A 12,620-nucleotide genomic window follows, 5' to 3' on the forward strand; every position below is an offset into this window, starting at 1 on the left:
GGGCGGCCGCGGTGCCGGGGCGCCGGCCGCTCAGGGGGGTCCGCCCCCGTACGGCCCGGCAGGGCCGACGGCAGCCGGACCCCGGCCGGAGGCCACGGGCAGGTGCTGGCGCGGTTCACCTTCGGGCCGCTGCCGGGCGTGGTGGTCCGGCCGGCCCCCGCAAGCGCCGGCTGCGGCGCGGCCGCCGTACGGGCGCTGGCCGCGCACGGGCGGCCGTACCTCGGGGGGCTGCTGGAGCTGCGTACCACAGGCCGCCCCTCGGCGGCGGCCCGGCGGCGGGCCGCCGCACTCGCCGTGACCTCCGCCCTCCGCGGCGGCCCCGGGGTGGCACGGGTGCGCTCCGCCGCGCCCTGAGCCCCCGAGTCCCCGGGCCCCCGAGCCCCCTCTCCTCCTCCGGTCTTTCCCTCTCCCGATGACAGAACCAGGCAGGTACTCGATGGACAGCTCCGCACGCCCGGCCACCCTCCACTGGGGGAAGGTGGGCTCGCTCGTCGGCGGTCAGGCCGCCGTACAGCTGGGCAGTTTCGCCCTGCTGATCGCCATGAACTGGACGGCGGTGCAGATCGGCGGCACCGGCGCCGTCACCCTGCTGATGCTGGCGGCCACCGTGCCCAGGGCGCTGATGCTGGTCTTCGGCGGGGCCGTGGCCGACGTCCTCGGCCCGCGCTGGGTGCTGCTGCGCACCACCACCGCCCGGGTCGCGGTGCTCGCCGCGGGCGCGGTGATCACCGCGTCGACGGAGCTGCTGTGGCCGCTGGCCCTGGTCGCGCTGGTGGAGGGGGCGCTGCTGGGCCTGGCCGGTCCGGCGTCGGGGGTGCTGATGCCGCAGCTCGCGGCGCCGGAGCACCTGGCGCGCGCCAACTCCCTGTACGCGATGGTGCTGCGGATCGCGCCGATCCTCGGGGCGCCCGCGGGTGCCTGGCTGATCACGGTCGGGGAGCTGTGGGTGGCGCTGGCGGTGGCCGCGGTCACCGGCCTGGTGTGGCTGGGCTGCCTGCTGTACGTCACGCACGGCTTCCGGCGGCCCGACCCGGAGCCGGGCGTGTCGATGGTGAAGCGGTCCGGCGACGGGTTCCGGCTGCTGGCCCGGCACCCGCGGCTGCGCTGGATGTTCGTGGCCTCGTTCTGCCTGGACCTGGCCTTCGGCTGGCCGGCCGAGGTGGCGCTGCCGCTGCTGGTGGACGAGCGGGGCTGGGGCGTCGGCGCGGTGGGCGTGGTGCTGGCCGCGTTCAGCGTGGGTGCGCTGGGGTCGAGTGCGCTGGGCGCGGTGCTGGCGCACCGGATCTCGCTGTTCGTACGGCTGGTGGTGTCCGGGGCCGGCCTGGCGGTCGGCATCCTCGTGATGGCGCTGATGCCGTCGGTGGTCTCCCTGACCGTGGTGGCCGCCCTGGTGGGGCTGCTGTCCGGGCTGAACGGGCCGGCACTGGTGACGGTGTACCAGCAGGCTGCGCCCGAGGACCGGATGGGCGCGGCGATGTCCACGCTGTCGCTGGCCGGGATCGGCACGGCGCCGCTGTCGATCGCGGTGTTCAGCAGTCTGGCGCTGGTGCTGGGGGTGCAGACGACCTGGCTGATCTGCGGGACGGTGGCCTTCGTCTCGCCGGTGGCCGCGCTGCTGGCCCTGCGCCACCCGGTCCCGGCCGAGCAGGCGCCGGCCGAGGAGGCGCCCGCCGACGCGGCAGCCGCCGGGCAGGCGCCCGCCGAGGGCACGCCCGCTGCCGCCGACGCCTCCGGAGCCGTACTCGTCAGTCCCTCCCCCGCATCCGTGTGAGGTTGCAATGTCACGTGTGATCGCCCCTCCCGAGCTGATCGCCCCTCCCGAGCCCCGGGCTCCGCTGTCCCCCACCCCGCTCGCCGCCCTGTACGTCGCCCCGCCCCCGGTCCCCGGGGCCGGCACGGCCCCGCAGGTGTGGCTGGTGGAGACGGCCGTGCACCGCGAGCCCTCGGCGCGGCTGGCGCCCGCCACCCTCGACCCCCAGGAACTGGCCCGCGCGGCCGGCTTCCTGCGGGCCGAGGACCGGGACGCGTACGTCTGCGCGCACGTCGCGCTGCGCCGGCTGCTCGGCGCGTACCTCGGGCTGGCCCCGCGCGGGGTGTCCGTCTCCCGTGCGCCGTGCCCGCACTGCGCGGAGCCGCACGGCCGCCCGGTGCTGCCCGGCGACGCCCTGCACTTCTCCCTCTCGCACTGCGCCGGGCTGAGCCTGCTGGCCTTCGCCGCGACCCCGGTGGGGGTGGACGTGGAGGCGGTGCCGCCGCCGGCCACGGTGGCCGAGACGGCCGACGTGCTGCACCCGCGCGAGGCCGCGGAGCTGGCGCTGCTGGATCCCGGGGAGCGGGCCCTGGCCTTCACCCGGGTGTGGACGCGCAAGGAGGCGTACCTGAAGGGCCTGGGCATCGGGCTGTCGGAGAACCCGGCCGCGGACTACGTGGGTTCGGGCCCGGTGCCGTCCCATCCGCCCGGCTGGTCGCTGAGCGACGTGGCGGTGCCGGCCGGGCACTGCGCGGCGGTGGCCCTCGAACTGCCCTGAAACGGCGGAGGGGGCCGGAGGGAGCGGACCTTTCGGTCGCTTCCTCCGGCCCCCTCACGGGCCGTTGTTCAGTGGTGCGGATGCCGGTCCGGCCGGTTCAGCCGTCCCGGGTGACTACCAGGGCTTGAAGAAGCTGGAGTCACCGTGCTTCGAGACCGCCCAGTAGAAGCCGTTCGCGGCGCCGTTGCAGACCGTCTCGATGAGCTTCGGCTCGCAGATCCGCTTCTTCATGTCGTACTTGAAGCGGGAGTCGATCCGGTCCTTGTTGGCCCGGGTGCGGCGGTTCTGCTTGCGGTAGTTGCGGTAGCCGAAGTCGTGGCGGGCGCAGGGCCAGTAGAACTGGCTGGAGTAGTAGGCCAGCGGGGCCCCGATGATGATGTAGCCGTACCACGGGGCGGAGCAGCCGTCGTCGGACCAGACCAGGTCGCTGCGGTGGCCGCGGCGCTTCTTCTCGTCCCGGAAGGCCCAGAGGCCGCGCTCGAAGAGCCAGTAGTCGGTGGCGGACCGCACCGAGCCGGACGGGGAGCCGTAGGCCGTGACGCTCATCGTGGAGGCGAGCGGGGTGACCTTGCAGCCGGGGCACTGGCCCAGGAGGCTGGCCGCGCCGGTGACGTCCTGGCCGCTGATCTGGCCCGCCAGGGCGCCGCCGGAGGCGAGGCCGCCCGCGTTGTCCTGGACGAAGAAGGCGCCGGTGCCGGGGCTGTACTGGATCTGACCCTCGTCGGTGGCCTCGTTGAGCTCGATGGTGACCGAGCCGTCGGAGTCGATCGCGGCGATGCCGTTGAGGTCGTCGACCTCGGTGATCAGGGTGCGGGTGATGCCGTTCGCGCCCTGGGTCCAGACGAGCTGGTCGGCGTCGTCGTAGTGGAACTTCTGGGTCTCGGCGACGGTCCAGGTGCCGGCGTTTCCGGTCTCGATGACGGCGCCGCGCTTGCGGCCCGCCGGGTCGAGGGTCCAGGTCTGGCGGCGGTCGCCGGCGGTCTGCCGCTGGAGCAGGTCGTTGGCGAAGTAGTCCGAGGTCAGTCCGTCCGGGCTGGCGGTCAGGCGGCCGCGGCCGTCGTACTGGTAGCCCGCGTCGACGATCCGGCCGGCGGAGTCGTAGGTGTGCTCGGTGGCCGTACCGGCCGAGGTCGGGCAGCCCGCCTCGGTGGTGCCGGCGGCCGAGGCCTCGCTCTTGCGGCTGCCGTTGGCGTTGTAGGTGTACGAGTACACGCTGCAGGTGCCGGAGCCGTCCTGCGCCTCGTTGGTGGTCTTCACCAGGCGGCCGGCTGCGTCGTACGTGTTGTTGGCGACGGTCAGGCCCGAGCGGTCGAGCAGCTGGCCGTGGACCGAGGTGCTGCCGGCGCTGGCGAAGAAGGGCTCGCTCTGACCGTCGAGGGTGTAGGAGCGGGCGACCGCCTCGCCGTTGGGCGCGTTGGTCTGGCGCATGGTGACCCCGCCGGGCAGGGTCTGCTGGACGGTCTTGCCGTCACCGTCGTACTGGCTGGTGAAGACACCGGCGGCGGAGTCGGTCACCTTGGTGGCCAGGCCGCGGGGCTCGGCGTTCGCGTCGTACTCGTAGGTGATCGTGTACGGGGCGGAGCTGGCCGTCTTGACGACCCGGTTGAGCGCGTCGTACTCGGTGGAGGTGGTGGCGCCGTCGGCGTCGGTGTACTTCACCAGACGGCCCAGGGCGTCGTACTCGCTGGTGAGCGTGGCGTCGGTGGTGGCGGTCCTGGTCACCCGCCCGCTGTCGGTGTCGTAGGTGGTGGTGCTCTCCGCGACGGTCGTGCCGGGTCCGGTGACCCCGGTCTTCACCACGCGTCCGGCGGCGTCGTAGGTCTTGGTGGTGACCTTGGAGGTGCCGTTGGCGGTCTCGGTGACCTTGGTCTGCTGGCCGTGCCGGTCGTACTCGAAGGTGGTGGTGGGCACCTCGTCGGGGTTGCCGTTGCCGCCGGTGATCTTGGCGGCGGGGGCGGTCTTGCAGACCAGGTCGGCCCATTCCGGCCTGCCGGAGCAGTCGCCGGTGCCGCCCGCGGACCAGTAGGTGGTGACGGTCGCCGAGGCGTCCGTGCCGCTGGAGGCGGGGATGGTCGCCAGGATCGGGCGGCCCGCGGTGTCGTACTTGGTGGTGCGGGTCACCGCGAGGGCGCCCGGGTCCTCCGTCTTGGCCGTGGGCAGGCCCTTGGCCCAGTCGTAGGCGGTGCTGATGGTGCGGGTCTCGGCCTCGGCGTAGCCGGTGACCTGGACGCCGACCGTCTTCCTGGTCTCCTGGTGGCTCACCTTGGCGCTGCCGTCGGTGGGACGGCCCTCGTCGAAGGTGGTGCGGGTGTGCTCACGGCCGGGGACCTCGCTGCCCGCCGCGACGGCGGGGAGGCCGCCGGTGGCCGGCAGTCCGGCCGCGAGGCCGGTCAGCTTCAGCGGACCGTAGGCGTCGGTCTCGCTGACCCCGTCGGCGCTGTAGGAGCTGGTGGAGGAGAGCAGGTCGGCGCGCTCCGCGGTGCCGAGTTCCGAGATGTTCAGCGCGTCGAGCGTCTGGGCGGCGCCGGCGGCGGTGCCCAGGGCCAGCTCGCGGTTGGCCGCGGTGAGTTCGCGGACCTGGTTGCCGAAGGTGTCGTACTCGGTGGTGGAGATGTGCCCGCCGGGTGCCGCGGTGTTGACCTGGCGGCCCGAGGCGTTGGTGTAGGTGACGGCGGCGCGCTTGTAGTCGGCGGCCGTCAGCTGGTCGCCGGTGGTGCCGGCGGGGACCTGGTCGGCGGGGAAGAGCGCGGTGGCGTCCGTGGGGACGTCGCTCTGGCCCCAGGCCGCGACCTGGGAGGCGCCCATGCCGTACGGGGCCTTGGTGCCGGTGAGCGGGACCTCGTAGACCACGGAGGTGGCGGCGGTGCCGTCGGTCTCGGTGGCCGAGCCCTGCTTGAGGGCGGGGCGGGAGGCCTTGGTCAGCATGCCCTCGCCGGCGACCGGCGAGGTGCCGGCCTTGGCGTAGGAGAAGGTCCAGGCGAGCTCGCCGATGGGGGTGAGCTTGCTGACGCGGCCTGCGCTGTCGTAGTCGTACTGCGTCTTCAGCGCCGGGGAGACCCGCGGGTCCCACATCTGGCGGAGCCGGCCGGCGTTGTCGTAGGCGTAGGCGACGGCGTCGGTGGACGTGGCGGCCGCGGCGCCGGGGTTGGTGGCCCACAGCCGGATGCCGGTGACGCGGCCGGCGTAGTCGCCGAACTGCGTGTCGGTTGCGGTGGTGGTGGCGGCGTACACGTACTCCAGGACGCGGCAGCCCTTGGTGGCCGGGGTGGCCTTGCACAGGTCGATCGAGGCGGCGCTGGTGCGGGAGACCAGGTACTTGGGCCGGGCGACCTGCTTGCCGTTCTCGGTGACGACCGTGGAGATGAGCACGGTGCTGGGGTTGGCCGGGTCGTCGGCGGGGCGCGCGGTGCCGGACAGGGCCCAGGCGTCGGTGCCCGCGGGCTTGGTGAAGGTGCTGGTGACGCCGTTGGTGTCCTTCAGCGTGTACGTGCCGTCGGCGGCCTTGGTGAGGGTGAGGCCCTCGGCGCCGGGCTCGGGCTTCCAGCCGCCGCCGGTGGTGGCGGTGAAGCCGGTCTGCTTGCCGTCGGCGTCGGTGACGGTGGCGAGGCCGGTGCCGGGCTCGCGGACGGTGGCCCAGTTGCTGCCGGTGGTGGCGAGTTCCAGGCCGGAGGCCCACTCGGGTCCGAAGATCGCGGCCTGGCCGGACTGGGCGGCACCCTGGCCGGGGCGGCGCGAGGAGGCGCTGCGGGTGACCGACATGCCGAAGACGGTGGTGTCGGTGGAGCCGAGGGTGAAGTCACCGGTGAGGGCGTTGACGCTGCCGGGTCCGACGGGGAGGTCGGGGGCGGCGCCCGCGGCGCGGTCGACGGTGACGGTGTTGGCCGGCGAGTACTCGGTGGAGGTGCCGTCGGTGACGACGGCACGGACGTCGGCCGGCCCGTCGGCGGTGAGCGTCTGGGTGATGTTCCAGCTGAGCTCGGGCACGACGCCGCCGGTGATGGCGACGGGCCAGGCGGCCGGGGTGGCGCCGGTGGCGGCGACCCGTACGTCGGCGAGGGGGACGTCCTTCCAGGTGTCCGTCTCGCCCCGGCGGTACTGGTAGCGCACGCCGGTGTCGCCGGGCTTGGCCTGGGCGAGCAGTGCGGTCCGGCTGGCGGGGCGGTCGCCCTCGGCCGGGGCGAGGAGGGCGGCGCCGCTGCCGGCGTAGAAGGTGTAGGTGACGTCGGCGGAGGCGTTGCCCGCGGCGTCCCGGGTGTGCACGGTCAGGGTGTGCTTGCCGGCCCGGAAGGTGAGGGGCTTGGTGACCGCGGCGCCGGTGGTGGCGGCGGTGGTCCAGGTGCCCGCGTCGAGCTTGTACTGGATGTCCTTCACGTCGCTGGTGGGCGGGGTGAAGGTGAAGTTGCCGGTGAAGTCGCCGTTGGAGTTGGCGGTGCCGGACCACTGGCCGGCCGGGAAGGCCGTGGACGAGACGGCCGTGGTGGCCGGCTTGGTGGTGTCGACCGTGAAGGTCTGGAAGGCGGACCAGGTGCCGTTCCACGTGTTGCCGTCGTAGACCGCGGCGCGCCACTTGTAGCTGCCGGGGGCGAGCGCGGTGGTGGGCGTCCAGGGGGCGTTGGAGCCCGAGGCCGTGTAGGCGGACTTGCCGGTCTGGAGGGCGGCGGTGCCGTTGGCGGCCCAGATCTCGTAGGTGAGCTGGACGGTGTTGCCGTCGGCGTCGGTGGCCTTGCCGGTCAGCGTGGGGGTGGTGTCGTTGGTCGAGGCCCCGGTGAGCGGGGAGACCGGCACGGCGGCGCCCGGCTTGGTGTTGTAGCTGACCGTGAGGGAGGGCTCGTACGTGGCGTTGTGCGAGCCGTCGACGTAGTTGGCGCTGCGGTAGCGGCGCCAGGTCAGCGGGTCGGCCTCGTTGGCCGAGGCCACGCGGATGCCGTAGTTGGGCTGGCCGGCCGCCCAGTCCGCGGCGATGCCGTCGAGCTCCCAGGTGGACTGGCCGCCGGGGCAGGAGGTGTTGTAGCCCTTGGCGTCCTTGTTGAGGGCGGCGGAGTCGGTGGTGGTCGCGGGCTGGTTGGACCAGGTGATGGCCGAGGGGTCCCAGGCGGCGGTGACGCGGCGCACCTGGATGCCGGCGTTGGCGGTGTTGCAGGTCGACGCGTAGTACGAGTACATGCGCAGCTTGGCGTCGAGGATCTGCTTGCCCTTGTACTTGTCCACGTTGAACTGGAGGAACGAGCGGGCCTTCTCGTTGCCGTCGTACGTGCCGGCCTTCAGCTCGGTGGAACCGCGCTGCGAGGTCAGGTAGTCGTCGTACTGGATCCAGGTGTCGGTGACCGCGCCCATCAGCGAGTCGGTGGGGTCGATCGTGACCGGGTACTTGAGGCCCGGGTCGTTGAGGAACGCGGCGCTCGGCTTGAGGACGAGGACCTGTCCGCCGTCCTTGTCCTTCTCGATCTCCACGTCGACCGCGGCGATCTTCTCGGGCTCGCCGGAGGCCTTGTCCGTCGTGGCGCCCCACATGACGGGGGCGGGCGCGGTGGCCTTGGCCTTGTTCTTGGCGTCGTCCCAGCGCAGCCGCTTGTCGGCGGTCTCCTTGAGGGTCAGGCCCTCGGCCTCGACGGGGAGGCGGTACTCGACCGGGCCCTTGGGGCGCTCGCGGAGCACGACGTTGTGGGTGAAGCCCTCCTTGAGGGCCGTGACGACGAGGTCACCGCCGGGGACGGCGTCCGGGTAGGTGGCGGTGGGGCCGTCGAGCTTCGGCTTGGGGAGCTTGCCCAGCCAGGAAACGCCGAGGGAGTGCTTGCCCTTGTCCACGGAGGCGAGGGGCTCGCCGGTGCCGCCGTCGGAGAGTTCGACGTCGGCGGCGGCCTGCTTGGGCTGGACGACGCCGTCCTCGGCGACGAGCGTCATGTCGATCGGCGCCCAGTTGCCGTGCTCGTCCTTGGCGCGGATGGCCCCGGTGAAGGTCTCGACGGTGGTGGTGCCGTCGGGGTTGGCGAAGGTGCTGGTGGAGTCGGTGCGCTCGGAGAGGATCTCGATCCGGCGCTTCTGCACCTTGGCCATCAGGCGGGCGGAGGCCGCGTTGGGGGCCTCGGCCGGCCCCTTGGGCTTCTTCACCGTGGGGGCCGCCGGGGCCGTGCGGGGGGCGGACTGGGCGGTGGTGGCGAGGGCGATGCCGGTGTCGCTGATCATCAGGACGGCGATCGCGGCGGCTTGCCACATGAGCCTGCGCCGGTTGTTGGGCAGCGCTCTTCTCTCGGACGAGTCGGGTATGTCGGACTCGTTCAGGCCGGAAGGCATGGGGGAGTTACCTCACTGTGAACTGGGGGAAGAGGAATGGTGTTCAGAGGTCCTGAGCGGGCTCAGGGAATGGGGTGGGGCTGTCCGGTGGAGCGCGCCCCGCCGGCGGCGGCGCGCTCGGGGACTACTGCCAGCCCATGGTGTTCTTGGCGGTCTTGGCGGCCGGAGCCTGCCAACCCATCGTGTTCTCGACGGACTTGGCGACGGGGGCCTGCCATCCCATCGTGTTCTTGGCGGTCTTGGCGGCCGGAGCCTGCCAACCCATCGTGTTCTCGACGGACTTGGCGACGGGGGCCTGCCATCCCATCGTGTTCTTGACGGACTTGGCGGCCGGAGCCTGCCAACCCATCGTGCTGCCCTGCGTGGACTTGGCGGCCGGGGCCTGCCAACCCATGGTGTTCGCAGCCGTCTTGGCCGTCGTGGACTGCCACCCCGTCGTCTTCGCCGGGGCGGTGGCCGCCGAGGCGGCGGCCGGGGCCGTCAGGACGAGGGCGGAGGCGGCGACCGCGGCGGCCAGAACGGTGTGGATGCGAAGCATGGGGGGTCCTCGGTGTCTGGTGGGAAGTGGTCGGGAGAGGCTGGTCCCGGTCTTCGAGCGCCCCGCGGTGGCGCTGTCCGTTTCCGGTCCCCGGCCGGTTGCCCCGGCCGCTGACCACTAGTTTTCGGATCCCCAGAGGCGGTCGGAAGAGCTTCGGGATGGACGGATCCGGTCCTGACCGGAACCGTCCCGGCCCTCGGCGGAAGCGGCCGCGAACTCCATCAGGGGGGCGATCAGCGGCACCTCCGCGCACAGCACCGTCCAGCCGCGCAGGGCGGCGAGCAGTTCGGTGCCGCGGCGGCCGACGGCGTGCGCGGCGCGCTCGGCGTCCGCGAGGGAGCCGGACAGCAGGAAGAACCCCAGCACGGGGTACGGGAGCGAGTCGGGATGGGCCACCACGTGCTCCACGCGCTCCTCGGGTCGGGCCAAAGCCCGCAGCAGGGTGGGGAGTTCGGCGTCGAGGGCGGCGCCAGGCGGCGGGCGCAGGGCGACGTGTACGAGATACATGCCACCCAGGGTGTGAAATCCGGCATGCCGGGATCCAGGGGACAGGCTGGCCGGTTCCGGGCCTGTCCTAAAGAGGCCATCTTTCGAACCGTCAGCTTTTCGACCGCACCGTGCAGGTTCTGCGAAGATCACGCAGGACCGCGCAACACAGGGGGACCCGTCATGCTCACGACATTGGGGTTGGACACCACCGCCGAGCTCGTCTACCGGGCGATGCTCCGCCTGCCACAGGCGGGCGTGGCCACACTGGCCCAGGACTGCGGGATCGCCGAGGACGCGGTCCGCTCCGCCCTCGACCAGCTGAGCAACCTCGCCCTGGTCCGCCCTTCGCACACCGGGGACGGCAGCCTCAAGGCCGTCTCGCCGGACGTGGGCATGGAGCTGCTCATGGTCCGCCAGCAGGCCGAGATCGCCGCGCACCAGCAGCGCCTGGAGCAGTCCCGGGCCGCCGCCGCGCAGCTCATCGCCGAGTACGCCGACCTGCGCCCCGCCACCACCAGCCCGGGCGTCGAGCACCTGCTGGGCCTCGACGAGATCCGCGAGCGGCTGTCCCGGCTCACCCGCGAGGTGCGTCAGGAGGTCATGACGCTGGCCCCCGGCGGCGCGCAGACCCCCCAGAACCTCGCCGCCTCCCGCCCGCTCGACGAGGAACTGCTGGGCCGGGGTGTCCGGATGCGGTCGATCTACCAGTCCAGCGTGCGCAACGACCGGCCCACGGTCGAGTACACCGACTGGCTGGCCGAGCGCGGCGGCGAGGTCCGCACCCTCACCACCCTGCCCACCCGGATGATCATCGTGGACCGGGCGACGGCGGTGATCCCGGTCAGCAGCGACGACACCGGCGCCGGTGCCGTCGTGCTCACCGGCCAGGGCACGCTCAGCGCGCTGACCGCGCTCTTCGACAGCCTGTGGGAGTCGGCCGAGCCGCTCGGCGGCACGCACCGGGCCCCCGTGGCCGACGAGGAGGAGCTGTCCCCGCAGCTCGACGCGGTGCTGCGGTTCCTCGCCGACGGGCACACCGACGACGCGATCGCGAAGCGCCTCGGCGTCTCCCCGCGCACCGCCCGCCGGCTGGCCACCGACCTGATGGAACGCCTGGGCGCCCGCAGCCGCTTCGAGGCCGGCGTACGCGCCGTCCAGCGCGGCTGGCTCCCCATGCCCCGCTAGGGGCTGTCGGATCGGAGCCGGCGGCACCCCCGGACACGTCACCGCACCCCGAACACACAGCACCGGCTCCCCCGCCCTGCAGGCGGGGGAGCCGGTGCTGTGCAAGCCGCCTCCGCGTCCGCCGGGTCACCGGAGTCGTCCGGCGGCGCGGCGGGGGTCGGCGCCGAAGGTCAGACCATCGGATCCATGTTCGGTCCCGCGCCGCCCCGGCGACGGGCACCCAGTCGCGAGCCGCCACCGGTCATGGCCGCACCGGCCATGGCCAGCCCCAGCAGCAGCGCGACGCCACCGGTGATGCAGTTGCTGACGATGCTGCGGGTGGTGTCCATCTCGCCCACGACGACCCACGGCGCGAGGACGGTCCAGGCGCCGATGGCGACGGCCGCCCAGGCCATGGAGTGGGTGCGCTCGTAGGCGTTGCCGAAGCCGCCCATGATCAGACAGTACGCCACGCCGCAGATCAGGTTGTTGACCGCGAGCGCGGTGAGGTCGTTGAACCCGGCGATCCACGGCGAGGCCGCCAGGTAGACACCCGTGAGCAGAGCCAGCGTCTCGATGGCCTGGGCACGGGGGGTGGTGGTCGCCCGCTCGAACCGAGAGCGCATCTCGGCGAGGTCGGGGTGTTGCTCAATGCTCGGATGGGTGGTCATGTCGGGCCGCCTCCCGCTGAAGCTTTATATGCCCTTTATCCCCTTTGTAACGCTCGCCCGATTCTCCGGTCAAGCGGCTCGGGGCCCGGAATCAGGGGAGTTCCCGGACAGTCCGCCGCGCGGCGCCCCGACTAGGGGGTGCTGCGAAAGTCCTGTGTGGTGCCCGCGGTGTCCGGTGCGTGCTCTCGGCGTGCCGGACGAAGGCCCTCGTACTGGGCGTACTCGGGGCTTTGGCCGGTGCGGCGAGAGTGCGTGCCGGGCGCCGTGGGCGCCGTGCGGGACTTTCGCAACACCCCCTAGGCCGCGGGGACCCCCGGGAGGCCCGCCAGGATCAGCCGGAGACCCAGGCCGAAGCCCCGCGAGTCCAGGCCGGCGAGGCCCCCGGCGGCGGCTTCGGCGGCATCGAGCGAGTCGGCCAGGGCCGGGAAGCCGGGGCGGTACTCGGCCGGGGCCCGGGTGAAGCCGGCCGTGAAGGTCTCCAGGGCGGAGCCCAGGACGAGGTTGTCGATCGCTGCGGCCGCCTCGGCGGCCTCTGCGGGCGCGCACCCGGCGCCGGCCAGGGCGGCGAGCAGCGCGTCGTATCCGCGCAGCGCCTTGTACGAGGAGACCCGGTGGCGGGCGACCAGCGGGATCATGTGCGGATAGCGGAGGTAGACCTGCCGGTAGCCGTGGGCGTACGCGGCGATGCCGGCGGTTCCGCCGGGGTCGGCGAGCGGGGCCAGGTCGATCTCGTCGTTGATGAGTTCCGCGACCGCGTCGAGCAGGTCGTCCTTGGACTTCACGTGATGGTAGAGCGAGGCGCCGCGCACGCCGAGCCGGTCCGCGATGGTGCGCATCTTGAGCGCCTCGACCCCCTGCTCGTCCAGCAGCTCCAGTGCCGCGCGGGCGATGATCGCCCGGCTCAGCAGGGTCTGGCTCGGCCGTGGCATGCGGGGGCTC

At 73.1% G+C, this 12,620-nt stretch carries 9 protein-coding genes; 4 read left to right on the forward strand and 5 right to left on the reverse strand.

Annotated elements, in window-relative coordinates; all coding sequences use genetic code 11:
* Window positions 1–102 precede the first annotated feature (102 nt).
* The 3 genes from ACIF6F_RS29750 to ACIF6F_RS29760 are packed head-to-tail and all read left to right on the forward strand — an operon-like array spanning window position 103 to window position 2,528.
* Entirely contained in the window at window positions 103–354 is a 252-nt protein-coding gene (locus ACIF6F_RS29750) for a hypothetical protein (RefSeq protein ID WP_399953569.1), read from the forward strand.
* Between the two features lie 58 nt (window positions 355–412).
* Window positions 413–1,771, forward strand: a complete 1,359-nt coding sequence (locus tag ACIF6F_RS29755; RefSeq protein ID WP_399953572.1) for an MFS transporter — start codon at window positions 413–415, stop codon at window positions 1,769–1,771.
* A gap of 7 nt (window positions 1,772–1,778) precedes the next feature.
* On the forward strand, window positions 1,779–2,528 hold the full coding sequence (locus ACIF6F_RS29760) for a 4'-phosphopantetheinyl transferase family protein (RefSeq protein WP_399953575.1): 750 nt from the start codon (window positions 1,779–1,781) through the stop codon (window positions 2,526–2,528).
* A gap of 114 nt (window positions 2,529–2,642) precedes the next feature.
* Here ACIF6F_RS29760 and ACIF6F_RS29765 read toward each other — a convergent pair whose 3' ends face one another.
* The 3 genes from ACIF6F_RS29765 to ACIF6F_RS29775 form a co-directional block, all read right to left on the reverse strand.
* Complete coding sequence (locus ACIF6F_RS29765) at window positions 2,643–8,819, reverse strand: phospholipase A2 (protein ID WP_399953579.1); 6,177 nt, start codon at window positions 8,817–8,819, stop codon at window positions 2,643–2,645.
* 124 nt (window positions 8,820–8,943) lie between these two features.
* Window positions 8,944–9,357: a hypothetical protein gene (locus ACIF6F_RS29770; RefSeq protein WP_399953581.1), complete on the reverse strand. Its 414-nt coding sequence runs from the start codon at window positions 9,355–9,357 to the stop codon at window positions 8,944–8,946.
* Window positions 9,358–9,474: 117 nt separating this feature from the next.
* Window positions 9,475–9,864: a hypothetical protein gene (locus ACIF6F_RS29775; RefSeq protein WP_399953584.1), complete on the reverse strand. Its 390-nt coding sequence runs from the start codon at window positions 9,862–9,864 to the stop codon at window positions 9,475–9,477.
* A 162-nt stretch (window positions 9,865–10,026) separates the two neighbouring features.
* On the opposite strand from ACIF6F_RS29775, the gene ACIF6F_RS29780 reads away from it, so the two are divergent.
* Window positions 10,027–11,031, forward strand: a complete 1,005-nt coding sequence (locus tag ACIF6F_RS29780) for a helix-turn-helix domain-containing protein (RefSeq protein WP_399953587.1) — start codon at window positions 10,027–10,029, stop codon at window positions 11,029–11,031.
* 170 nt (window positions 11,032–11,201) lie between these two features.
* On the opposite strand, the gene ACIF6F_RS29785 is transcribed toward ACIF6F_RS29780, so the two are convergent.
* Window positions 11,202–11,681, reverse strand: coding sequence for an SPW repeat protein (locus ACIF6F_RS29785; protein WP_399953589.1), 480 nt, complete (start codon window positions 11,679–11,681; stop codon window positions 11,202–11,204).
* A 296-nt stretch (window positions 11,682–11,977) separates the two neighbouring features.
* Window positions 11,978–12,610 carry a TetR/AcrR family transcriptional regulator gene (locus ACIF6F_RS29790; RefSeq protein WP_399953592.1) on the reverse strand — a complete coding sequence of 211 codons (633 nt, stop codon included), beginning with the start codon at window positions 12,608–12,610 and terminating at the stop codon, window positions 11,978–11,980.
* Window positions 12,611–12,620 lie beyond the last annotated feature (10 nt).

The sequence above is a fragment of the Streptomyces sp. NPDC086023 genome (assembly GCF_044540325.1).
GTDB lineage: Bacteria > Actinomycetota > Actinomycetes > Streptomycetales > Streptomycetaceae > Streptomyces.